At 68.2% G+C, this 22220-nt stretch carries 20 protein-coding genes; 6 read left to right on the top strand and 14 right to left on the bottom strand.

Features of this window, described 5'->3' with window-relative positions; all coding sequences use genetic code 11:
• The first annotated feature begins 345 nt into the window (after positions 1-345).
• On the top strand, positions 346-2172 hold the full coding sequence (locus tag ACP7AB_RS00840; RefSeq protein WP_425987969.1) for a DUF885 domain-containing protein: 1827 nt from the start codon (positions 346-348) through the stop codon (positions 2170-2172).
• Positions 2173-2196: 24 nt separating this feature from the next.
• Positions 2197-3996 (top strand): DUF885 domain-containing protein, encoded by a 1800-nt coding sequence (locus ACP7AB_RS00835; protein WP_425987966.1) that lies wholly within the window; start codon positions 2197-2199, stop codon positions 3994-3996.
• A gap of 446 nt (positions 3997-4442) precedes the next feature.
• On the opposite strand, the gene ACP7AB_RS00830 is transcribed toward ACP7AB_RS00835, so the two are convergent.
• From ACP7AB_RS00830 to ACP7AB_RS00815, 4 genes are all read right to left on the bottom strand, one after another.
• Positions 4443-5354, bottom strand: a complete 912-nt coding sequence (locus ACP7AB_RS00830; protein ID WP_425987964.1) for an NAD(P)/FAD-dependent oxidoreductase — start codon at positions 5352-5354, stop codon at positions 4443-4445.
• Positions 5351-6451: a DUF1176 domain-containing protein gene (locus ACP7AB_RS00825; RefSeq protein WP_425987962.1), complete on the bottom strand. Its 1101-nt coding sequence runs from the start codon at positions 6449-6451 to the stop codon at positions 5351-5353. The genes ACP7AB_RS00830 and ACP7AB_RS00825 overlap by 4 nt, the downstream gene beginning before the upstream one ends.
• Positions 6452-6481: 30 nt before the next feature.
• Entirely contained in the window at positions 6482-6610 is a 129-nt protein-coding gene (locus ACP7AB_RS00820; protein WP_425988279.1) for an HVA1 family protein, read from the bottom strand.
• A 74-nt stretch (positions 6611-6684) separates the two neighbouring features.
• Entirely contained in the window at positions 6685-6822 is a 138-nt protein-coding gene (locus ACP7AB_RS00815) for a hypothetical protein (RefSeq protein ID WP_425987960.1), read from the bottom strand.
• Positions 6823-7014: 192 nt separating this feature from the next.
• On the opposite strand from ACP7AB_RS00815, the gene ACP7AB_RS00810 reads away from it, so the two are divergent.
• From ACP7AB_RS00810 to ACP7AB_RS00800, 3 genes are all read left to right on the top strand, one after another.
• Positions 7015-8235: an NADP-dependent isocitrate dehydrogenase gene (locus ACP7AB_RS00810; RefSeq protein ID WP_425987958.1), complete on the top strand. Its 1221-nt coding sequence runs from the start codon at positions 7015-7017 to the stop codon at positions 8233-8235.
• A 116-nt stretch (positions 8236-8351) separates the two neighbouring features.
• The gene (locus tag ACP7AB_RS00805) at positions 8352-8948 is read left to right on the top strand and encodes a DUF2939 domain-containing protein (protein WP_425987956.1); all 597 of its coding nucleotides are present in this window, start codon (positions 8352-8354) and stop codon (positions 8946-8948) included.
• Positions 8945-9529 carry a DUF2939 domain-containing protein gene (locus tag ACP7AB_RS00800; RefSeq protein ID WP_425987954.1) on the top strand — a complete coding sequence of 195 codons (585 nt, stop codon included), beginning with the start codon at positions 8945-8947 and terminating at the stop codon, positions 9527-9529. Before ACP7AB_RS00805 ends, ACP7AB_RS00800 begins: the two co-directional genes overlap by 4 nt.
• Positions 9530-9610: 81 nt before the next feature.
• Here the strand turns inward: ACP7AB_RS00800 and ACP7AB_RS00795 are convergent, their stop codons facing one another.
• The 3 genes from ACP7AB_RS00795 to ACP7AB_RS00785 form a co-directional block, all read right to left on the bottom strand.
• Complete coding sequence (locus ACP7AB_RS00795) at positions 9611-11392, bottom strand: DUF885 domain-containing protein (protein ID WP_425987952.1); 1782 nt, start codon at positions 11390-11392, stop codon at positions 9611-9613.
• Between the two features lie 222 nt (positions 11393-11614).
• Positions 11615-14284: an alanine--tRNA ligase gene (alaS, locus tag ACP7AB_RS00790; RefSeq protein ID WP_425987950.1), complete on the bottom strand. Its 2670-nt coding sequence runs from the start codon at positions 14282-14284 to the stop codon at positions 11615-11617.
• A 91-nt stretch (positions 14285-14375) separates the two neighbouring features.
• Entirely contained in the window at positions 14376-14576 is a 201-nt protein-coding gene (locus ACP7AB_RS00785; RefSeq protein WP_425987948.1) for a hypothetical protein, read from the bottom strand.
• A 103-nt stretch (positions 14577-14679) separates the two neighbouring features.
• Between ACP7AB_RS00785 and ACP7AB_RS00780 the strand changes: the two genes are divergently transcribed.
• A complete protein-coding gene (locus ACP7AB_RS00780) occupies positions 14680-15033 on the top strand; it encodes a thiol-disulfide oxidoreductase DCC family protein (RefSeq protein WP_425987946.1) in 354 nt (117 codons plus the stop codon).
• A gap of 278 nt (positions 15034-15311) precedes the next feature.
• Here the strand turns inward: ACP7AB_RS00780 and recA are convergent, their stop codons facing one another.
• From recA to chpT, 7 genes are all read right to left on the bottom strand, one after another.
• The gene (recA, locus tag ACP7AB_RS00775) at positions 15312-16394 is read right to left on the bottom strand and encodes a recombinase RecA (RefSeq protein WP_303695191.1); all 1083 of its coding nucleotides are present in this window, start codon (positions 16392-16394) and stop codon (positions 15312-15314) included.
• A gap of 176 nt (positions 16395-16570) precedes the next feature.
• On the bottom strand, positions 16571-17392 hold the full coding sequence (locus tag ACP7AB_RS00770; RefSeq protein WP_425987944.1) for a DUF4344 domain-containing metallopeptidase: 822 nt from the start codon (positions 17390-17392) through the stop codon (positions 16571-16573).
• A gap of 78 nt (positions 17393-17470) precedes the next feature.
• Entirely contained in the window at positions 17471-18163 is a 693-nt protein-coding gene (locus tag ACP7AB_RS00765) for a methyltransferase domain-containing protein (protein ID WP_425987942.1), read from the bottom strand.
• A gap of 58 nt (positions 18164-18221) precedes the next feature.
• Positions 18222-20105 (bottom strand): M20/M25/M40 family metallo-hydrolase, encoded by a 1884-nt coding sequence (locus tag ACP7AB_RS00760; protein ID WP_425987939.1) that lies wholly within the window; start codon positions 20103-20105, stop codon positions 18222-18224.
• A 61-nt stretch (positions 20106-20166) separates the two neighbouring features.
• Complete coding sequence (locus tag ACP7AB_RS00755) at positions 20167-20982, bottom strand: CheR family methyltransferase (protein ID WP_425987937.1); 816 nt, start codon at positions 20980-20982, stop codon at positions 20167-20169.
• A 32-nt stretch (positions 20983-21014) separates the two neighbouring features.
• The gene (locus ACP7AB_RS00750; RefSeq protein ID WP_425987934.1) at positions 21015-21386 is read right to left on the bottom strand and encodes a response regulator; all 372 of its coding nucleotides are present in this window, start codon (positions 21384-21386) and stop codon (positions 21015-21017) included.
• 88 nt (positions 21387-21474) lie between these two features.
• Positions 21475-22155, bottom strand: coding sequence for a histidine phosphotransferase ChpT (chpT, locus tag ACP7AB_RS00745; RefSeq protein ID WP_425987931.1), 681 nt, complete (start codon positions 22153-22155; stop codon positions 21475-21477).
• Positions 22156-22220: the final 65 nt, after the last annotated feature.

Genomic DNA, 22220 nt, shown 5'->3' with positions numbered 1-22220 from the left:
ACCTAGGGCTGACCCGTTATACTACTGGTTTGCGAACGAGCGTTGTCAAGCTGATATGTCATACATCAAAGGCAATCGGCACAGGAGTCCGCCATGGAAGAGGTTCATCGTACACATAAGGAAGCCGCATGAGGATGGCTCGCCGTGGTCCTCGCGGTTCTGGACGGTTTCCCCAAGCACCGCCCCCGGGCCCGGACGGCGCGTCGCCGGGCTTCGGAGGTGGTGACGCCGTGGAACCACAATTCGCCGAGCGGCTGGTCGGCCTGACGGATTTGTAACGACAGAGCGCTTGTCCAGAGGGCGCGGTTGGTGACCAATGCAGCCCGACGTTTTCGGGAGCCCGCCATGATCGACCGCCGCCGCCTCATGTTCACCGCCGCCGCCGGAGCCAGCCTGCTGGCGGCCGGGCAGGTCATCGCCCGGCCCCAGGCCGGAACGGCATCGGCGGCCTTCACGGCGGTCATGAATTCCATCGTTCAGGAGACGCTGATGACGTCTCCAGAGCTGCTGACCTCGCTCGGCTTCGACAAGGGTCCGAACGCGCCGATGAAGGCCCGGCTCGACGACCGGTCCCAGGCCAAGATCGATGCGGACAAGGCGACCTTCCGCCGGCAGATGACCGAGCTGAAGGCCGTCGACCGCGGCGCCCTGAGCACCGACGAAAAGGTCTGGTACGATTCGCTCGAGTATTTCGGCGACACGGCCATGATCGGCTACGACTTCCCCTACGGCGGCGGATTTAGCCCCTCGCCCTATAGCGTCAGCCAACTGACCGGCTCCTATCAGGGGATTCCCGACTTCCTCGACAGCCAGCACTCGATCGAGACGTCGGAGGATGCCGAGGCCTACCTCAGCCGCGTCTCGGCCTTCGCCACGGCCCTGGATCAGGAGACCGCGCGAATCGAGGCCGAGTTCGAGGCCGGGGCGGTCCCGCCCGACTTCATCATCGCCCGCACCCTGAGCCAGATGGAGTCGCTTATGTCGCCTGGCGCGGCGGGGACGACCCTGGTCCAGTCGGTCGTCCGCCGGACGGGTGAGAAGTTGATCTCCGGCGATTGGGGCTCGCGCGCCGAGGCCATCGTCAACGACGCCGTCTTCCCGGCCCTGAGCCGTCAGGCGGATGCGCTGCGGGCGCGCCAGGCCGGGGCGACCCATGACGCCGGCGTCTGGCGCCTGCCGAACGGCGAGGACTTTTATCGCTTCGGCATCCAGAGCTACACGACCACCAATCTGTCGGGCGACGAGATCCACGAGATCGGCCTGGCCCAGCTGGCCGAGCTGTCGGCCCGCGCCGACGAACTGCTGAAGGCCCAGGGGCTGACGCAGGGATCGGTGGGCGCGCGGATCAAGGCGCTCGGCGAAGAGCCGGCCCAGCGCTATCCCAATACGGACGAGGCCAAGGAGCAGCTGCTGCGCGACCTCAATACGCAGACGGAGGAGGTCCGCCGCCGCATGCCGCAGTATTTCGGCCGCCTGCCGCAGGCCGCCGTGGAGATCCGGCGCGTGCCCAAGGCGATCGAGGCCGGTGCGCCTGGCGGCTACTACAACGCGCCCGCGCTGGATGGGTCGCGGCCGGGCATCTACTACATCAATCTGCGCGACACGGCGGAGTGGCCGAAGCTGCAGCTTCCGACCCTGACCTATCATGAGGCGGTGCCGGGCCATCACCACCAGATCAGCCTGGCGCAGGAGAAGGCGAACACGCCGCTGCTGATGAAGGTGCTGGGCTTCTCGGCCTATTCGGAGGGCTGGGGTCTGTACGCCGAACAGCTGGCCGACGAGATCGGCATGTACGAGAATAATCCGACCGGGAAGATCGGATACCTGCAGTCGCTGATGTTCCGGGCCACGCGTCTGGTGGTCGACAGCGGCATGCATGCCAAGCGCTGGAGCCGCGAACAGGCGATCCGCTTCATGGTTGATGCCCTGGGCGACGCCGAGAGCGCGGTGACCACGGAGATCGAACGCTACTGCGTCTGGCCGGGCCAGGCCTGCTCCTACAAGCTGGGGCACACCAAATGGGTCGAGCTGCGCGAGACAGCGAAGGCGACGCTGGGCGACAGGTTCGATATCAAGGCCTTCCACGACACGGGCATGAACACCGGCGGGGTTCCTTTGACGGTGCTCGAGCGGGTCATCACCGAATGGACGGCGGCCCAGGCGGCCGCCTGATCCTCGAAACTCAAGGATACCGACATGATCGACCGTCGCCGCCTGCTCGGCTCCGCCGCCGCCGCGGCGGGGCTCGCCGCCCTGCCGACCCTTGCCTTTGCTCGTCCTGCGGATGAGGACGCGCGCCTGGACGCAATCCTGTCCCGCCAGTTCGAGGCCGACCTGAACGACGCCCCGCAGCAGGCGACATCGCTCGGTCTGGATGTCGGCGCGCGGGCCGGCCAGCGCGCCCGCCTGAACGATCGCTCCCTCGCCCATGCCGAGGCCGGCCGGTCCGAGGCGCGGGCGCAGCTGGCCGAACTCCAGACCATCGATCCGGCCGCCCTCTCGAACGCAGGGCGACTGAGCTACGACATCCTGGGCTTCCAGAAGGAGGTTGCCGCGGCCGCTGCCGACTTCCCGTGGCACACGGCCAGCGGCTGGCGGCGAACCCCCTACGCGGTCAGCCAGATCAACGGCGCCTATATCGACGTGCCGAGCTTCCTCGACACGACCCATCCGGTGAAAACCCGCGAAGACGCCGACGCCTTCATCGAGCGGCTGAACGCCTTTGCAGGCGCGCTGGACGGCGACACCGAACGCAGCGTCGCCCACGCCGGGATGGGGGTGGTCGCGCCTGACTTCATCCTCGACACAACGATCCGGCAGTTGACGGCGCTGCGGGACCAGCAGGGCGCAGACCAGGCCATGGTCAGCAGCCTGGCCCGCAAGATGTCGGAGGCCAGGATCGAAGGTGACCACGTCGAGCGGGCGACGACCCTGCTGGACGGACCGGTGCGCGCCGCGCTGGAACGCCAGATCGAGGCCCTGAAGATCCAGCGCGTGAGCGCCGTCCACGACGCGGGCATCGGACGGCTGGAGCGCGGCGACGCCTACTACGCCCTGAACCTGAAGGCCTTCACCACCACGACCTCGACCGCCGCCGAGATCCACCAGCTGGGTCTGGAACAGGTCGCCGAGATTCAGGCCCAGGCCGATGAGCTGTTGAAGGGCGAGGGCTATTCCCAGGGGTCGGTCGCCGAGCGGATGGCGGCCCTGCGGACCGAGGCCCGGTTCGTGTGGCCCAATACCGACGCCGGTCGCGCGGACCTGCTGGCTTACGTGAATGCCGAGATGGCCCGCGTCCGCGCGCGCATGCCCGAGGTCTTTGCCCGGGTTCCGACCAGCGAGTTCCTGGTCAACCGGGTCCCGCCCGCGATCGAGGCCGGGGCGCCCGGCGGCTATGCCCAGGGCGGCAGCCTGGATGGGACGCGGCCGGGCATCTACTTCATCAACCTCAAGGACACGGCGGACTGGCCGCGCTGGACGCTGAAGACCCTGACCTATCATGAGGCGGCGCCGGGTCACCTGTTCGAGGGCGCGCTGGCGCTGCAGTCGGCGGACCTGCCGCTGTATCGCAAGACGGTGGGCTTCTCCGCCTATGGCGAGGGCTGGGGTCTGTATGCGGAGCGGCTGGCCGATGAGCTGGGTCTGTATGACGGCGATCCGTTCGGCCGCATCGGCTATCTGGAGAGCTTCCTGTTCCGTGCCTGCCGTCTGGTGGTCGACACCGGCCTGCATTCCAGGGGCTGGAGCCGCGAACAGGCGATCCGCTTCATGGCCGAGAACGTCGGCGATCCGAACGAGACGGAGATCGACCGCTATTGTTCCGCGCCGGGTCAGGCCTGTTCCTACAAGATGGGCGAGATCGCGATTACGGCCCTTCGCGAGGATGTGAAGGGCCGTCCGGGCTTCGACCTGAAGCGGTTCCACTCGGCCGTGCTGGACGGCGGGCGGATGCCGTTGACGGTCCTGGAGCGCCGGGTGAGGGCAGCCTTCGCCTGATGCTTCCTGGAGCGCTACCGCTCGACGCGCCACCCGGTCCGATCTCCGATCGGCCGGAGGACAGGCTCTGTCTCGCTGCTTGAGCGCTTTGTCCGGATCATCCGGACGAAAAACAGGATGACGAAACGGACGAACCGGTCAGTCGGTTGAGAGAAATCAACGACTTGTGCGGCCTCGAATGTCCGCTTCGACCGCAGTCCCGGCATTTGCCACCGGTGCTGGATTTAACTGTCAAAGATCGATCCCGGACGTGGGGAGCAGGGTCAAGCTGCGCAAGGGGCAGGTAAGAATAAATTCCTTATCCCGCTTTTGGCAGAGAAACTGGAGCGTTCGGCGGTCAAAGAGACTCAAAGGAGCGCGGACCTCCAGGTCCGCTCTTCGGCGGCGCAAAGAGCGGACCTGGAGGTCCGCGCTCCAAGAGCGCCGCAACTCGCCCGTCGAACGTTCTACACCGTCTGCCCATCCGCCTGACGAAGGGTGTTGTGGATGTCCGTGGCGGCGACGGCGGCCTCGGCGGTGGCGACGGCGATCTGGTTGAGGCCGCGCACGACGTCGCCAGCGGCGTAGAGGCCGGGGACGCTGGTCTTCTGATGCAGATCGACCTCGAGGCGGCCGTCGTCGGCCAGTCGTGCGCCCAGCGCCTGGGCCAGCCCGGCGTTCGGCGACGTGCCCAGCGCCGAATAGACGAGGTCAAACGATCGGTCGGCGCCGCCCCAGCAGAAGGCGGTGACCCGGTCGCCTTCCAGCCGAACGGCTTCGATCGTCGTCTCGACCAGTTCGATGCCCAGACGCACCAGCGCCTCGCGCTCGGTCAGGTCGCCGGGCGGTCCGACGTGGATCAGGGTCACCCGGTCCGAATAGGTGCGCAGAAAGGCCGCCTCGCTCGCGCCTTTGTCGCTGTGGCCGAGGACCGCGACCGCCTTGTCGGTGGCTTCATAGCCGTCGCAGATCGGACAGATGCGGACGAGCGCCCGCTCGATGGCGCGCTCGACGCCTGGCAGATCGGGGTGATGGTCGACGACGCCGGTCGCCAGCAACACAGCCCGGGCCCGGACCTCGCGGCCGTCGATCGACGCAGTGAACCCCGCGCCGTCGCGGACGAGGCCCTGCACCCAGCCGGGCTCGATTCGCGCCCCATATTCCTCGGCCTGTTCGCGCATCCGGGCGAGGATGGCGTCGCCGCTGATCCCGGCAGGAAATCCCGGCGTGTTGTGGCTGAGGGGGATCCAGCTCGCTCGGGGGCAGCCTCCGTCCGCGACAAGGACCGAGCGACGGAAGCGGGCGAGATAGTTGGCGGCCGTCAGTCCCCCAGGGCCCGCGCCGATGACGAGGACGTCGATGTCCGTGCGAGCTGTCACTCGCTGACCCAGGTTGTGGGCCAGTAGTCGCCGGGCACGCCCCAGCATTCGGACATCTCCGACGACGACTTGAGGACGAAGCCCTGGCCGGTCCAGGTCCAGCTGTCGGCCATGCCGCAGTCGCCGAGGCCGCGCCCCTTGTTGAAGGCGTCGATAACCCGCGTCGCCGGGTCATAGGCGGCGTTGACCAACTGATCCTGAGGCTCGCCGGACGCGGTGGGGAAGGTGACCCGGCGCGGGTTTGCGCCCTGGGGCGTCGCGGTGAACCAGGCGCTGGAGAAGTTGTAGGCCCCGGCGCCGCACGGCACGCTCCATAGTATGGTGTTCGCGTCCAGCCGGGCGGAAGAGATCACCTTCTGCAGGTCGAGGTTGAAGTCGGTGTCGGCGCGGCACTGGACCACGGCAGGCAGGGCCTCGATCGCGGCCGGCAGGGTCTGGCCCTCCTGATCGCCGTATCCCGTCTGGGACACGGCCGGCGCCGGCGTGATGCGGGGGACGGGAGCTGCCGCGGGGACGGCGGAGGCGGGGCGCGACCCCTTGCGGATCAGGGCGGTGGTCGTGTCCAGCCGCCCCTGATGTTCGTCGATCCACAAGAGGGAGGCGGCGGCGCCGCTCAGGGAGATCGGTACGGTCTCGGCGCCGGCGTTCAGGGTCATGGTCTGGCCCTGAGCCATCTCATCGACCAGGGCGCGGGCCATCCCGGGACCGACCGTGGCGAGGGAGGGAGCGTCTTCGCCGGTCGCCGCCGTCAAGCCGTCGAAGGTGGTCGTGTCCACGCGCACCGTCACCGGCCCGCCGAATGTGCCGTTCTCGGGCCAGAAGCCGACGGCGATCCGGAGCGTCGCCTCCGGTCCGGCGGCCATGGTGATCCGAACCCAGCCGGTTCCCTCGGTCGCATGGCCGAAGGCGTGGCAGGTCCCGATGTTGTCGCAGACGACCAGCCAGTCGCGGAAGGTGCGCTGGTTCGGGTTGGGGGCATCAGCCTCGGCGCCCGCCGACGCGCCGCGCACGCCGCCTCCGGGATCCGCCATGGCGGACTGGCCATCGCCACAGGAGGTCAGCAAGGCGGCCATGGCCGTCAGTGGGATCATACGCATCGTTCTTCCCCCCAATGCGCAGAGGCTGCCTCAGGCCTTGCGCAGTTCCGACGTCCTGTGTGCGGCGCGGGCGCCGGTCTTGCCGCTTTCGACCAGATATTCGGGGTTATCGCGGGAGGCCGCAACCTTGCGGGCCTTGACGGCTGCGGGCCGGGTCAGCTTGTGGACGATCCTGCCGGTCGCGGCCCCCTGGCTGTGGCCTGTTCTGTCCGTTCGCCGGCCTGAAGGTCTTTTCAGTCATGGGTCCGTGTCTCCTGCTTCGCTTCGACTTCGGCAAGCACAGTCCGCATCAGATCCGCGTCGACCAGGATCGGCACTTCGCAAAAGGCGATGATCCAGCGTTGAATCAGGCGTTCGGTCTCTGTGTCCACGTCGCGTATCCCTCTGGAGCAGGGCACGCCCTTCCACCGCGGAAAACCCACCTGTCAGGATCGGGTTCAGCTTGACCGCAGGCGGCTTTTTTCAGGCAGGGTTAATCGCCGGCGTCTGCCCCTTTGCCTCGCGCGCTCGCTCTCGCTATACCGCCGCCACCTCCGGAAACTTGCAGAACAGGACGAAGCCGCATGGCCAAGATCAAGGTCGCCAATCCCATCGTGGACATCGACGGCGACGAGATGACCCGGATCATCTGGCAATGGATCAAGGACAAGCTGGTCTTCCCGTTCGTGGACGTCGAGCTGGACTACTATGACCTGGGCATGGAGCACCGCGACGCCACCGATGACCAGGTGACGATCGACGCCGCCTACGCCATCCAGAAGCACGGCGTCGGCGTGAAGTGCGCCACGATCACGCCTGACGAGGCGCGCGTCGCCGAGTTCGGCCTGAAGAAGATGTGGAAGTCTCCGAACGGCACCATCCGCAACATCCTGGGCGGCGTGGTCTTCCGTGAGCCGATCATCTGCCAGAACGTGCCCCGTCTGGTTCCGGGCTGGACCCAGCCCATCGTCGTCGGCCGTCACGCCTTCGGCGACCAGTACAAGGCCACCGACTTTTTGGTGCCCGGCCCCGGCAAGCTGACCATGAAGTGGGTCGGCGCCAATGGCGAAGAGCTGAACTACGATGTCTTCGACTTCCCGTCCTCGGGTGTCGCCATGGGCATGTACAACCTCGACGACTCGATCCGTGATTTTGCCCACGCCTCGTTCAGCTACGGCCTGGCGCGCAACTATCCGGTCTATCTGTCGACGAAGAACACGATCCTGAAAGCCTATGACGGTCGCTTCAAGGACATCTTCCAGGAGATCTTCGACGCCGAATACGCCGACAGGTTCAAGGCCGCCGGCCTGACCTATGAGCACCGTCTGATCGACGACATGGTGGCCGCGGCCATCAAGTGGTCGGGCGGCTTCGTCTGGGCGTGCAAGAACTACGACGGCGACGTGCAGTCCGACATCGTCGCCCAGGGCTTCGGCTCGCTGGGTCTGATGACCTCGGTGCTGCTGACCCCGGACGGCAGGGTGATGGAGACCGAGGCCGCCCACGGCACCGTGACCCGCCACTATCGCCAGCACCAGAAGGGCGAGGCCACCTCGACCAACTCGATCGCCTCGATCTACGCCTGGACGGCCGGCTTCAAGCACCGCGCCAAGCTGGACGACAATGCCGAACTGGCCCAGTTCGCCGAGACCCTTGAGAAGGTCGTCGTCGAAACCGTCGAGGCCGGCTTCATGACCAAGGACCTGGCCCTGCTGGTCGGCGATCAGCAGTCGTGGCTGACGACCGAGGGCTTCCTCGACAAGGTGGCCGAGAACCTGAAGAAGGCGCTGCCGTCGGTCGGCTAAGCGAACCCGGTTCGAATCTTTCGACCCCGCCGGAGCTTCTCCGGCGGGGTTTCGTTTGAGCGGTGAGCCTCGACGTGCATTGATGGCGTCTACGTCGGAGGAGGGGAGACCACCGCGTGAGAAACGTATTCGGCAAACTGGTGCTGGTCGCTATCGCTCTGGCGGTGGTCAGCTTCTTCTCGGCCCCGGCCGTGGCGTTCTTCGGCATCCGCTCGGCGGCTCAGTCGGACGATGTTGCGGGGCTGCAGAGACTGGTCGATTTCGACGCGGTGCGGGCCTCGCTGCGGCCCCAGCTGTCGGGGCGGCCGGAGGCCCTGACGCCGCCGCCGTCCTTCATGAACGACCCCATCGGCGCCGTCCGCCGCCAGTTCGAGGAGGCCGCCGCGCCCCAGGGGCCGAACCCGGATGCCTATCTGACGCCCGACGCCATCGACGGCCTGACGCGCGCCGAAGGCCGCTACGCCGCCGTGCGCGCGGCCCGGCCGGGCACGGATGACGCCTCGGCGCCCTGGCCGAGGCCGATCTACTGGGGGATCAACCGCGCCCGGATGGCGGTCACGGACGAGGGCGGGTCGGACACGGTCTTCACCTTCGAGCGCAAGGGGCCGTTCGAGTGGAAGCTGGTCCACATCGGCCTGCCGGACGGCTCGACGCCGCAACCCGTCGCGGCAGTTGCCGCGCCTGTCACGCCCGCCCCGGAGACGACACGATGAAAGGCTTCATCAAGGGGGTTGTCGTGCTGGCGGTCCTCGCCTTCCTCGTCGCCTATCTGGCCTCGCCGATCCTGACGGTGAACGCCATCGTCGCGGCGGCCAAGGCAGGCGATGAGGCGGCGCTGGAGCGGATGGTCGATTTCCCGGCCTTCCGCGACAGCCTGAAGGATGAACTGACCGCGCGCCTGATGGCCGAGGCCCAGGCCGATCCGGACGTGCGCAACAGCGGCCTGGGCGGGCTCGGCATGATGCTGGCGCCGATGCTGGTCGGCGGGGCGGTGGACGCCCTGGTCAACGCCCCGACCATCGCCGCCATGGTGCGCACCGCCGAGACGCCCGATCCGATCGACGCCGCAACGGCGACGACGCCCGAGCCAGAGAGCGAGGACCGGGACATTCGCCAGAGCTACGCCTATCGCGACCTGAACACCTTCGTGCTGGGCCTGACCGATCCGGACCGGCCGGACCAGAAGCTGAAGCTGCTGTTCAAGCGCCAGGGACTGTTCGGCTGGAAGTTGGCGGGGATCGACCTGCCCAATCCTCCCCCGTCGGGGGAGGTGGCACGGAGCGCAGCGGAGTGACGGAGGGGGCTCGCCCCATACTCCGCGTCTGCGGCTAGCCCCCTCCACCGCTTCGCGGTCCCCCTCCCCCGATGGGGAGGATTACTGCTGCGTCGCGATCCAGGCGTCCATGCGGCGGTCGAGCAGGTCGAGCGGCAGGGGGCCGTCGACCAGCAGGGCGTCGTGGAAGTCGCGCAAGTTGAACCGTTCGCCCAAGGCCTGTTCCGCCCGCGTGCGGACGGCGCGCAGGCGGATTTCACCGATCTTGTAGGCCAGGGCCTGACCCGGCCAGCCGATGTAGCGCTGCAACTCGGTCTCGATGTTGTGCGGTGACAGGGCGGAGTTGTCGGTGAAACAGGCGCGGGCCTGTTCGATGGTCCAGCCCATCCAGTGCATGCCGGTGTCGGCGACCAGACGGCAGGCGCGCCACATCTCGTAGCTGAGGCGGCCGAACCGCTCCTCAGGCGTGCGGTAGAAGCCCATCTCCTCGCCGAGGAACTCCGAATACAGGCCCCAGCCCTCGGTGAAGGCGGTGACGCCGGCGTTGCGGCGGAAGGCCGGACCCGCCGCCGCCTCCTGCTGCAGGGCGATCTGGAGATGGTGGCCGGGGACCGCCTCGTGCAGGGTCAGGGCCGGCAGTTCGTAGAGCGGCCGCTGGTCCAGCTTGCCGGTGTTGACGATATAGCCGCCGGGCACCCCCTCCTCGAGCGAGCCGCCGTTGTAGCGGCCGGTCGTGTAGTTGTCCTCGATGTCCAGGGGCACGGGCCGGACGTTGTAGGTCAGGCGCGGCAGGGTGCGGAACAGGGCGGGAAGGCCGCCGTCGGCCCGCTTGGCCATCTCCGAGGCCTTCTCCAGCATGTCCTCGCGGGAGGTGGCGTAGAACTGCGGATCGGTGCGCAGGTGGTTGAGGAAGCCGGCGAAGTCGCCGGTCCAGCCGGAGGCGATCATCTCCGCGTCCATGCGGGCGCGGATGCGCGCGACCTCGTCCAGGCCGATCTGGTGGATCTGGTCGGGGGTCAGGTCGGTCGTGGTGTAGCGGCGCGCCTCGAAGGCGTAGAAGTCGCGGCCGCCGGGCCGTGAGCCGATGCCGACCTCGGCGGGGGCGGCCGGCAGGTATTCGTTGGCGGTGAAATCGACCCAGGCCTGGCGACGGGGGACGATCTCGGCGGCGACGATGGCGGCGGCGCGGGTGCGCAGAGCGTCCTGGTCGGCCGCAGGAATGGACGGGGGCAGGCTGGCGAAGGTCCGCAGCAGGGGGTCGGTCGCAGGCGTGAAGGCCGCCTCGTTGCGGAAGATGGCGAGGGCGCTTTCGACCACGGACTTCGGCTGGACGAAGCCGGTCGCCAGACCCCGGCGGGCGTCGGCGAGGCCTTCGTCGTACCAGGCGGACAGGCCTTCGAGGCGACTCAGCCAGGCGTCGGCGTCGGCGCGGTTGGTGATGCGCGTCCCGGCAGCGAGAAAGCCCGCGCTCTGGCCGGGCCCGCCCTCGGAGTTAAAGGCGAGACGGCCGCCGTCGAGACCGATGGACTCGATCGACCGGTCGACGATGATGGCGAGGAAGTCGCGGTTCAGGGCGTCGTTCGAGGACAGGGTCGAGACGTCGACGGCGGCGAGGCGGCGCTTGAAGGCGTTCAGCGGTTCGAGGCGGGCCAGCTCGGCGGCGCGTGACTGGTCGGACAGGCGGGACTTGGCGGCCTGGTCGCCCTCGCGGCCGGCCTGGATCGGGTTCAGGCTGAGCTGCCAGGCGTCGTAGTCGGCGATGATCGAGGCGAGGGCGGGGTTCCCGGCCATGACGGCCGGGGGTGCGGGGGTCTGGGCGGAGGCGGTCATCGCCGAGGTGGAAAGAAGCAGACCCGCGACTGCGGCGACGACGAAGCGATTCATGGAGACCCCCGAACTGACGGCGGCATGGGGGATGAAGAGGGGCCGGGCGTCAATGCCCAAGGTCTCCTCCCTGTCACGAAACGATGGGGAGGTGGATCCGTAGCGAAGCGGAGGAGACGGAGGGGTTTTTACCGCCGTCCAGAACCCCTCCGTCGGCTCGCGAAGGGCTCGCCGCCACCTCCCCCTTCGCCAAGTGGCGAACAGGGAGGAGACGTTATCGTCTCACCCCGCCAGCGCCGCGCGAATGGCCGCGAGGCCTTCCTCGGCTTTCGACCCGTCCGGCGCGCCGCCCTGGGCGAAGTCGGCCTTGCCGCCGGCGCCCTGGCCGCCCATGGCGATGACGGCGGCGCGGGCGAGGTCGGCCGAGTTGACGCGGTCGGTGACGTCAGAGGTTGCGGCGACGGTGACCGCCGCCTTGCCGTCGGTGACGCCGATCAGGGCGACGACGCCGGAGCCGACCTGGGTGCGGAACTCCTCGGCCACGCCGCGCAGGCCCTTGCCGTCGACGCCGTCGAGGATGCGGGCGATCAGCTTGATGCCGTTGATTTCCTCAGGCGCGGCATTGGCCGATGCGCCGCCGCCGCCCAGGGCCAGCTGTTTCTTCAGCTCGGCGACCTGTTTCTCCAGCGCCTTGCGTTCGGCCGACAGAGCCTCGACGCGGGCGGGGACGTCCAGGGGCTGTACCTTGAACGACTGGGCGAGCGTCCTGGCGACGCCGGCTTGGGCCAGCAGGTATTGGCGGGCGGCCTCGCCGGTCACGCCCTCGACGCGGCGGATGCCGGCGGCGATGCCGGTTTCCCCGGTGATCTTGAACAGGGCGATGTCGCCGGTGCGGGCGACATGGGTGCCGCCGCACAGTTCAACGGAGTAGGGACCATTGTTGTCAGTCAGGGCGCGGCCAAGGGTGACCACGCGGACCTCTTCGCCGTATTTCTCGCCGAACAGGGCGACGGCGCCGGCCTCGATGGCGTCCTGGGGCGTCATCAGCTGGGTCGTGACCGGGACGTTCTGGCGGATGACCGCGTTCACCTCGGTCTCGATGGCGGCCAGCTGGTCCTCGGTCACCGGGGCGTTGTGGCTGAAGTCGAAACGCATGCGTTCGGCATCCACCAGCTGACCCTTCTGGGCCACGTGCGGACCGAGCACATTCTTCAGCGCCGCATGCACAAGATGGGCGGCGGAGTGGTTGGCGCGGGTGGTCAGACGCTGTTCGGCATGGGCGCGGAGCTGGGCGCGGGCGCCGATGGTCAGGGTCCCGGACTCGATCTCGATCTTGTGGGCATAGAGGTCGCCGCCGGCGTGCTTCTGCACGTCGAGCACCACGCCGAAGCCCTGCTGGCCGCTGGCGTCGGTCCATTCGACCTCGCCGCGATCGCCGGTCTGGCCGCCGCCTTCGCCATAGAAGGGGGTCTGGTCGAACAGGACCTCGGCCGTCTGGCCGGGCTCAAGGGCGTCGATGGATTCACCGCCGCGGACGAGCGCCAGGACCTCGCCCGAGCCCTCGATGGCGTCATAGCCGGTGAAGACGGTGGGTCCGAGGCGGTCGCGCAGGGAGAGCCATTCGCCGGCCGAGGCCGTCTGGCCGGAGCCCTTCCAGTTGGCCTTGCCGCGTTCGCGCTGCTGGGCCATCGCGGCTTCGAAGGCGTCGTTGTCGACGGTCAGGCCGCGACGCCGAGCCTCGTCCTGGGTGAGGTCGAGGGGGAAGCCGTAGGTGTCATAGAGGCTGAAGGCGGTCTGGCCGGAGATGACGCCGCCTTCGGACAGGCCCGAGGTCGCCTCGTCCAGCAGGCCCATGCCGCGGCCCAGGGTGGTGCGGAAGCGAATTTCCTCCTGCTTCATCGTGTCTTCGATAGAGGCCTGGGCGCGGGCGAGTTCGGGGAAGGCCTCGCCCATCTGGTCCACGAGGGTCGGGACGAGGCGGTGCATCAGGGGATCGGCGGCGCCGAGCAGGTGGGCGTGACGCATGGCGCGACGCATGATGCGACGCAGGACATAGCCGCGCCCCTCGTTCGAGGGGGTCACGCCGTCGGCGATCAGGAAGGACGATGAGCGCAGGTGGTCGGCGATCACGCGGTGGCTGGCGGCCTGTGCCCCTTCAGCCTTCGTCGAGGTGGCGTCTTCGGAGGCGGCGATCAGGATCTGGAACAGGTCGGTGTCGAAGACCGAGTTCTTGCCCTGGAGCACCGAGGTCATCCGCTCCAGGCCCATGCCGGTGTCGACCGAGGGTTTGGGAAGGCTGCGAACGATCTCGTCGTTCTCCTTCTCGAACTGCATGAAGACGTTGTTCCAGATCTCCACATAGCGGTCGCCGTCCTCATCCGGCGAACCGGGAGGGCCGCCGGCGATATGGTCGCCGTAGTCCCAGAAGATCTCGGTGCAGGGGCCGCAGGGGCCGTTGTCGCCCATGGCCCAGAAATTGTCCGAGCCGGCGATGCGGATGATCTTGTCGTCGCCGAAGCCCGTGATCTTCTTCCAGATCGCGGCGGCCTCGTCGTCGTCGATGTAGACGGTGACCAGCAGACGGTTCGGGTCGAGGCCGTAGTCCCTGGTGACCAGGTTCCACGCGCGCTCGATCGCGTGTTCCTTGAAATAGTCGCCGAAGGAGAAATTCCCCAGCATCTCGAAGAAGGTCAGGTGGCGGGCGGTGTAGCCGACATTGTCCAGGTCGTTGTGCTTGCCGCCGGCGCGGACGCACTTCTGCGAGGAGGTGGCGCGCGGGTAGGGCGGCACGGCGGCGCCGGTGAAGTAATCCTTGAACGGCACCATGCCCGCGTTGACGAACATCAGCGTCGGGTCGTTCTGCGGCACCAACGGGGCCGAGTGGACCTTCGTGTGCCCGTCGGCCGCGAAATAGTCGAGGAAGGTCGAGCGGATCTGTTTCAGGCTGGCCATGGTCGGTTCAGTCGTTTGCGCGTCGGATATCGGGGAACGCGCATATAGAGACTGGCGGGGCCGCGAGCCAAGAGTTTCCGGTCAAGGCGGGTCAGTCGGGCGTGACGGTCTCGTCCACCGCGTCGTCTTCGTCCGAGAGAAGGGCGTCCAAGGCCTCGATGATGGCGTCGATCTGTTCGGCGCTGGCGGCGACGCGAAGTATGGCGCCGTCGCTGCCGGCGATCTCCAGCAGGTAGCCATCGTCGCTTTCGGCCAGGTTGAACTGGGTCAGGGTCGGGATCTCTTCGGCCATGGGGACTCTCCTCGGCGAATGAACCGCCGGCAGGCGGAAGGCTGGCGTTCTAGGGCGTCGGCGTGACGCGGGGCAATGACGAGGTGGGGTGCTATGCTGGGAAATGTCCACGCTTGAAGTCTGGTTCGATGGCGATTGCCCGCTTTGCCGGCGGGAGATCGCCCTGCTGCGGCGTCTCGATCGACAGGGTGCGATCGCTTTCACCGATGTGGCGACGGGTGAGGGACACTGTCCTATCGATCGCGCCGTCTTGCTCAGCCGGTTTCACGCACGGGAGGACGGGCGTCTGGTGTCCGGCGCCGAGGCCTTCGCGGCGATGTGGCGGGCGATCCCCTTGTTGGCCCCTCTTGGCCGCCTGGCGAGAAACCGGCACGTGCTGGCCGTTCTTGAGCGGCTCTATCTGGTGTTTCTGAGGGTGCGGCCGGGCTTGCAGCGCGTACTGGGGGGACGGGGCTGAGCGCCGGTCTGCAGAGGCAGGCGGTCAGCTGACCGGAACAGAAAAGAGCCCGCCCGGACGAACCGGGCGGGCGGCTCCGTCCAGCCCGAGCCCCGCGGGGGTCGGCGGCGGGTCGCAGGGACCGGCCGGGCGGAGTGTCTCGTTGGTCCTCCCCCGTCGGGGGAGGTGGCGCGTCGCTTCTTGAGCGACGTGACGGAGGGGGTCGGCCGCGGACTCGGTGTCTGGGGTTGCCTCCTCCACCGCGAAGACGCGGTCCCCCTCCCCCGATGGGGGAGGATCTAGCCGTCGAGATCCTGACCTTCGTCCGGCTCGGGCGTGCCCAGGAGCTCGTCGGCGATCCTGGAGGTCGACTTGCGGACCTTGTCCTCAATGGCGTCGGCCATGTCGGGGTTGGCTTTCAGGAAGGCGCGGACGTTCTCGCGGCCCTGACCGATGCGGGTCGAGTCGTAGGAGAACCAGCTGCCAGACTTCTCGATGATCCCGGCCTTGACGCCCAGGTCGATGATCTCGCCGAGCTTGGAGATGCCCTCGCCGTACATGATGTCGAAGATGACCTCGCGGAACGGCGGGGCGACCTTGTTCTTGACCACCTTCACGCGGGTGGTGTTGCCGACGACCTCGTCGCGATCCTTGATCGCGCCGGTGCGGCGGATATCGAGACGGACCGAGGCATAGAACTTCAGCGCATTGCCGCCCGTGGTCGTTTCCGGCGAGCCGTACATGACGCCGATCTTGTGACGGATCTGGTTGATGAACAGGACGATGCAGTTCGACTTGGAGATCGAGGCGGTCAGCTTGCGCAGGGCCTGGGACATCAGACGGGCCTGAAGGCCCGGCAGGCTGTCGCCCATCTCGCCCTCGATCTCGGCGCGCGGCGTCAGGGCGGCGACCGAGTCGATGACCACGATGTCCACGGCGCCCGAACGCACCAGGGTGTCGACGATCTCCAGCGCCTGTTCGCCCGTGTCGGGCTGCGACACCAGCAGGTCGTCCAGGTTGACGCCGAGCTTCTGGGCATAGCCGGGGTCCAGCGCATGTTCGGCGTCGACGAAGGCGGCGGTGCCGCCGGCCTTCTGGATCTCGGCCACGGTGTGCAGGGCCAGGGTCGTCTTGCCGGAGGATTCAGGACCGAAGACCTCGATGACCCGACCGCGTGGCAGGCCGCCGATGCCGAGCGCCATGTCGAGGCCGAGCGAGCCGGTGGACACCGAGGGGATCACGTCGGCGACCCCGCCCTTGCCCAGCTTCATGACCGAGCCCTTGCCGAAGGCGCGGTCGATCTGGGCGATCGCCGCCTCCAGCGCGCGCTGCTTGTCGCCGTCGTCCTTGCCCACCAATTTCAGATTCGCCTGAGCTGCCACCTTGCCACTCTCCCTTGCCATGATTCCCGTTGAGACCCTGGGGAGAGGCCCGCCTTCGGTCCGATGACCGTGACCCGCTCCCTGTGAGACTGGACAGTACACGTTTTGTTCCGGTTGCCAATATGTTCTTTTCGGAACGGCGGACGCAGCCGTGAGGCTACGTCCGTTTCTGACGCCTACTCCTTGAGATGGGCATCCAGCAGGGTGTACCAGGTCGAGGTCAGGCGCTCGAACTCGGCCGGGCACTGTTCGGCGCGCGCCTCGGTCAGCCACTCTTCTTCGAGGAGGTTGGCGTATTTGTCGGTGTCGGAGCCGTAAACCAGGCAGGTCAGGGTATAGTAGCGCTGCTGGCTGAGGGAGTGCTCGTCGGCGAAGTCGCTCTCGTCGACCTCGGCCGCCTCTTCGGGGTCGGTGTAGAAGCTGAGGGCACCGGCGATGGCCGATTCCTCGCCGTCATCGCCGTCGATCAGCCACCAGGCGGCCAGGCTGTCAGCCGTGTCTTCCTCGCGGCCGGTGAAGGGAATTTCGAGAACGTCGACCAGGGCGTGGCCGACTTCGTGGAAGACGGTGAACAGGAAGGAGCCGTTGACCGCGTCCTCGATCTCTTCCTCGGTTTCGTAGTAGGCGGCGAAGTTCTCGCGCTCGCCCTCGAACATCTCGATGCAGATCTGGATCTCGCGATCCTCGGGGATGTAGTAGGCGTTGTTCTCGCCGCACTCGGCGAAGCGCAGGCCGATATCGACGGGCAGGATCAGGCTCTCGTTCAGAACGTCGGCGACGTCCTCCAGCCAGCGCTCCTCGCTCAGTTGGGCGGCCAGATCGGTGTAGTCATCGCTTTCCAGCACGGCCGGGCGCACGACGAAGTCGCCGCGATCCTGGGCAGGGCGGGCGGCAGAGGCCTCGGCCGAGGCGGTCCCATCCTCGCAGGCGGAAATGGCCAGGGCCGCGAAGGCGATAAGCGTGAACCGACGCGCGTGCGTCCCGATCGACATGGACATGGTGTTCCCCCTGAACGCAGGCTGTCTAGCGCCGCAGGCGCGCTACGCCAACGTCCGGGAACGGAGCGTCAGACTCCGTCAGTGCGAGGTGGGGTCGCGCACCGCGATCAGGGACTTGGTCAGGCCGGCCACGACTTCGTCGTGGTGGGCCGCGTCGGGATAGAGAAAGCGGAACTGGGCCTTGTCCAGCAGGCGTGCGTGCTGGACGTCGCGCATGGCCGCGCCCATGTCCGGGGCCTTCTGCGAGAAGCCGTGGCGGCGTCTGAGCAGGGAGCGGGCGCGGCTCTGTTCCGAACGCCAGTGGAAGAAGGGGGCCGAGAAATGCGGCTCCACCGGGAACCAGAAATAGGGCGTCTGGACGTAGTAGCGCGGGGCCAGGCGGCGGCATTCGGAGGCGAAGGCCTCCATCCGCGTCCAGTCGCCGACGTGTTCGATCACCGAGTTGGAGTGGACCATGTCGAACGCGTGGTCTTCGTATTGCGGCAGGGCGCAGGCGTCGCCGTCGATGACGGTGAACAGGCGGGGGTCCGCGACCTCGTCGATGCCGCCCGGATTCACAAGGGTGATCCGGACCCTCGAGGCGTCCAGGAACTGACGATCGAACAGGGTCCAGTAGTTGGCCTCGCCGCCCAGATCGATGATGTTCACCGCGCCCTTCCCGGCGTGGATCCTGGTGATCATCGCAATGATCCTTCGTGCGCGGGCGCGGCGGAACCGCGAGACCAGCGAGTTGGGATCGGTGTTGTCCTGGAGGGCGTGGATCAGGTTCATGCGCCCCTCGTACAGGACCGGCTTTGCCGTCCGCTTAAGTGGCAGGGTTACCGGAAGCCTAAGTGGGGCCGTCGGCGGCAGGCGGGGGCGCGGGCTCGGCGAATCGGGCCGTCAGCGACAGGCCGCAGGCGAGGATCAGACAGGCCGCCGCGGCCGCCGCCAGCCTGCCCTTCGAGCGCGGGGCGAGCGGGACGAGGAACAGCAGCACCAGCACAGTCATGAGCGCGAGGACGCCGGGCAGGTCCATGCCGACGCCGAGGAAGACCTGGTGCGACAGGTTCAGGATCCAGGCCCCGCCGACGACCGTGGCGACGACTGCCGGGATCAGGGAGCGGGGGCTCTCCAGCCGCGCGCCGGTGAGGGCGCAGGCCGCTGCCGCGATGGCCGCGAGCAGGCCCGGCCAGATGAAGACCAGGGCGGCTTCCGGCGCCGCAGCCTGGGCCATGAAGCCGAAGACGAAGATCAGGGCGATCAGGCCGAGCCAACCGCCCCAGACCGTCCTGGGCGCACTCTGCGACCAGACCGTCAGGACCAGAGGCACGACACCGGCGCCGAGCACCACGGGATCGAAACCCCCGAGGATCTGGACGGCCGCGACCGCCACGATGATGACGCCGGCCAGCAGTTTCGGCCCGAAGGCTTGACGACCCGCCAGCAGGGCGAGGGCGACGGCGGCCATGGCAAGGCCCGTTCCGGCCTCCATCCACGGCAGGCGGCGGAGCAGGGTGTAGTAGACGTCGGCGGACTCGGCGCGTGACGACATCGGCCCGGCCAGCACCCGCACGCCGTGGGCGACGACGATCCCCACGGCCACGACCCACAGGCCCGACAGCATCCCGCGTCCGACGTCGGGGGCGGTCAACCCGGTCGCATGGCGCGCCCCCCAGGCGGCAAAGGCGCCGAGCACCGCAGTCAGCGCCAGCAGGATCCAGCCGAGATCGAGCGAATGAACGATGGTGAACAGGCCCAGATAGTCGCCGTAGACGACATTGCGCCCCGTGACCGGCAAGGCGTCGGCGCGGAGCAGGGCGTCGGTCGCCTCCAGCGCCTGGGAGCCGATATGCTGGACCGCGCCCTGGTCGAGGTTGTCCGGGGTGGCGGTGGGGGAGTGGTACTGGGACGGGCGGCCGATGAAGGCGAAATTGACCCCGCCAATGCCCCGGTTCTTCGGGATGGTGAAATCGGTCCCGTTCGGCATGTTTTCATAGACGAAGATCGACAGGGAGCTGGACGAAGCGCCGCCGTCGGCCCGCCGGGCAGCCCGGCTGAACAGCTCGATGGTTTCCGCGTTACCGCGTCCGGTCTCGAACATTAAGGCGCGGCCGCCGCCGCCCCGGGCCTCCAGATTCACCACGGCGCCGATGCGGTCGCGCAGGGGGTGTTCGGAGAAGAAGATGCGGGCGCCGTCCAGATTCAGCTCTTCGGAATCGGTGAACACAACGACCAGGCTGCGATCGGCAGGGCCACGCGCCTTGATGGCGCGCACGGCTTCGAGGATCGCCGCGACGCCGGCGCCGTCATCGGCGGCGCCGGGGGAGTTCCAGGCGCTGTCGTAGTGGGCCATCAGCAGCACGGCCGGGGCCGAAGGATCGCGGCCGGGCAGGACGCCGACGATATTGACAGCCATATTGCCTGTTGCGGCCGGATCGCCGCCCCAACGGTGCAGACGCTCGATGGCTTCGGGCGACAGCACCCCGGCCTGCAGGGCCGGGTTGAGCCCCAGCGCCGCCATGCGACCGAACAGCCAGGATTGCACCCGCGCGTGGTCGGCCGAGCCGACGGGGTGGGGTCGGGCGCCGATGACCCGAACATCGGCCATGGCGCGGACGGCGGAGAAGTCGGCGGCGGGCGTGTCGGTCCCGCGCGCGCCGGGAACCTGAAGGGCCCACACGCCGATCAGCAGAGCGACTGCCAGCGATCCGAGAAACAGAGCCCAACGCATCGTCATCCCCTCCGACGTTGCGGCGACCATAGGGGGCCGGGCGTGGCCGTGTCGACCGGGATCAGGCGGCGCGGCTGAGGGCTGAGGGCGCCTTGACGAACAGGCCCTTGCGGCCGGTCACGGGGCGGAAGGCGACGGTGTCGGCGTCGATTCGCTCGTCGGCTCCCAGAATCAGGACGCCGTCGTCCACCAGCCGCCGCTCCAGACCGTCCACGACCTGGCCGCGCCTGGCCGGATCCATCTCCGAGAGGATGTTTCGGCACAGGATGACGTCGAACCGGGCGGCGTCGGCCGGGGCGTCGAGCAGGTTGTGGCGGGCGAAGCGGACGGCGTCGCGCAGGGCCGGCTTGGCGACCCAGGCGTCGTCCGCCGGATCGAACCAGTTCAGCATCGTCTGGGCCTGCAGGCCGCGCTGGATCTCGAAGGCGGTGTAGGATCCCGCCCGGCCGCGCTCGATCGCGCGCTGTGACAGGTCGGTGGCGACGATCTCGACATTGGCCCCGACCTCGAGGCCGGCCATGGCGAGGGAGTAGGGCTCCTGGCCGTGCGAGCAGCCGGCGGACCAGACGCGCACCAGACCCTCGGGCCGGGCGCGGGCGATGGCGGGCAGCAGCTCGCGCGCGAAGGTGTCGAACACCGTCCGGTCACGGCGGAACCAGGTCTCGGGGTTCAGCAGGGCCTCGATGACCGCCCAGCCGAGGCTGGCCACCGGCTTGGCCCACAGGCTGGCCAGCATGTCGTCGACGCTGTCGAAGCCCTCGCGCCGTGCGACCGGGGCCAGGCGGTGCTCGGCAAGGTGGATCCGATCACGCCCCAGCCGGAAGCCGGCGCGAGAGGCCATCAGGGCCTGCAGGCGGTCGAAATCGTCCTGGATCATGTGACGGCTACAGCGCGGGTCATGGCTGGGCTTCAGACCGCTCCGACTTCACTGAATTTGGAGTGCAGGATTTCCGAGTCGAATGGCTTCATCACATAGTCGTCCGCCCCGGCCGACAGGGCCTCGGCGATGCGTTCGGGCGCCGTCTCAATGGTGCAGAACAGGACCTTGGGCCTGTCCCCGCCGGGGGTGGTGCGCAGCCGACGCAGGAAGGCCAGCCCGTCCATGACGGGCATGTTCCAGTCCAGCAGGACGACGTCGGGCATCATGCCGGTGCAGTAGGACAAGGCCTCGATCCCGTCGGCGGCTTCGTCGACCTCGAACCCGAGGCCTTCCACGATGCGGCGCGCGACCTTGCGGATGATCCGGCTGTCGTCGACGATGAGGCAGGTACGGACGTCCAACGCGGTCTTCTCCAAACGGCTCGAATCAAGCGCCGCTTCAACCGTCAATATCGCTTCCGGGCGGTTAACGAGGCGTTGGGATTCGGGATTAAGACGGCATCCGTACGGTCATCGACACGCGGCCTTCCACAGTTTCGACCGTGAGCGTTCCGCCCGCCTGATCGGCTGTGAGCCACAGCCAGTAAGGCTGAATCCACTGGCCCGCGAGGCCTTCGGTCAGCCGCAGGCCGGCCAGACCCGTCGCCGCCTCGGCCTTCAGCCGGGCCCGCGCGCCCTCGGCGACGCCCTCGATCACCAGTTGGGCGCCCTCGCGCCGCACAGCGACCGTCGCCGCGCCGCCCATCGGCAAGGCGCCGACAGTCAGATAAGCCAGATTGACCAGGGCGCGGGCCTGGGGCTTGCCGAAGTCGCCGTCGCCGAGGCTCCAGGCCAGGGTCGCCCGACCGCCCGCGACCACGTTATCGACCAGGGCCGTCAGTTCGGCGCCCGTGAACCGTTCGGCCGTAGTCGCGGCCCCGAAGGCGACGCGGCAGAACTGGACCAGGGCGACCATCTTTCTGGCGCTGTCGGCGATCAGGCTCATGGCGTCGTCGCGCATGTCCTGGGCCGTCGGATCGTCCAGCAGGTCCAGCCCCGACATGATCGCGCCCGAGGGCGAGATGAAGTCGTGGCAGAGCTTGGCGGCGATGAGGCTGGCCAGTTCCTGGCCATCGACGGGCAGTTCGGCCAACTGCGAACCAGACTGGGCGGAGACGGCGGCGTCGGTCATGCGGGGCTCGGGCTCTCGAGGGGCTTCAAGATCGGCCGCCACCCTCGCGTGATTTGCGCCGTCGC

Origin of the sequence: Brevundimonas sp. TWP3-1-2b1, assembly GCF_049896165.1 — a bacterium.
Taxonomy (GTDB): domain Bacteria; phylum Pseudomonadota; class Alphaproteobacteria; order Caulobacterales; family Caulobacteraceae; genus Brevundimonas; species Brevundimonas subvibrioides_B.
The sequence above is the reverse complement of the archived record's forward strand: the minus strand, read 5'-3'. Positions and strand labels throughout refer to the sequence as shown.

Excerpts from the sequence above, each read along its gene's own strand:
- ACP7AB_RS00840 (WP_425987969.1), top strand. The coding sequence starts at position 346 with ATGATCGACCGCCGCCGCCTCATGTTCACCGCCGCCGCCGGAGCCAGC.
- ACP7AB_RS00835 (WP_425987966.1), top strand. The coding sequence starts at position 2,197 with ATGATCGACCGTCGCCGCCTGCTCGGCTCCGCCGCCGCCGCGGCGGGG.
- ACP7AB_RS00825 (WP_425987962.1), bottom strand. The coding sequence starts at position 6,451 with ATGCGTATGATCCCACTGACGGCCATGGCCGCCTTGCTGACCTCCTGT.
- ACP7AB_RS00810 (WP_425987958.1), top strand. The coding sequence starts at position 7,015 with ATGGCCAAGATCAAGGTCGCCAATCCCATCGTGGACATCGACGGCGAC.
- ACP7AB_RS00800 (WP_425987954.1), top strand. The coding sequence starts at position 8,945 with ATGAAAGGCTTCATCAAGGGGGTTGTCGTGCTGGCGGTCCTCGCCTTC.
- ACP7AB_RS00795 (WP_425987952.1), bottom strand. The coding sequence starts at position 11,392 with ATGAATCGCTTCGTCGTCGCCGCAGTCGCGGGTCTGCTTCTTTCCACC.
- alaS (WP_425987950.1), bottom strand. The coding sequence starts at position 14,284 with ATGGCCAGCCTGAAACAGATCCGCTCGACCTTCCTCGACTATTTCGCG.
- ACP7AB_RS00785 (WP_425987948.1), bottom strand. The coding sequence starts at position 14,576 with ATGGCCGAAGAGATCCCGACCCTGACCCAGTTCAACCTGGCCGAAAGC.
- ACP7AB_RS00780 (WP_425987946.1), top strand. The coding sequence starts at position 14,680 with ATGTCCACGCTTGAAGTCTGGTTCGATGGCGATTGCCCGCTTTGCCGG.
- ACP7AB_RS00770 (WP_425987944.1), bottom strand. The coding sequence starts at position 17,392 with ATGTCCATGTCGATCGGGACGCACGCGCGTCGGTTCACGCTTATCGCC.
- ACP7AB_RS00765 (WP_425987942.1), bottom strand. The coding sequence starts at position 18,163 with ATGAACCTGATCCACGCCCTCCAGGACAACACCGATCCCAACTCGCTG.
- ACP7AB_RS00760 (WP_425987939.1), bottom strand. The coding sequence starts at position 20,105 with ATGCGTTGGGCTCTGTTTCTCGGATCGCTGGCAGTCGCTCTGCTGATC.
- ACP7AB_RS00755 (WP_425987937.1), bottom strand. The coding sequence starts at position 20,982 with ATGATCCAGGACGATTTCGACCGCCTGCAGGCCCTGATGGCCTCTCGC.
- chpT (WP_425987931.1), bottom strand. The coding sequence starts at position 22,155 with ATGACCGACGCCGCCGTCTCCGCCCAGTCTGGTTCGCAGTTGGCCGAA.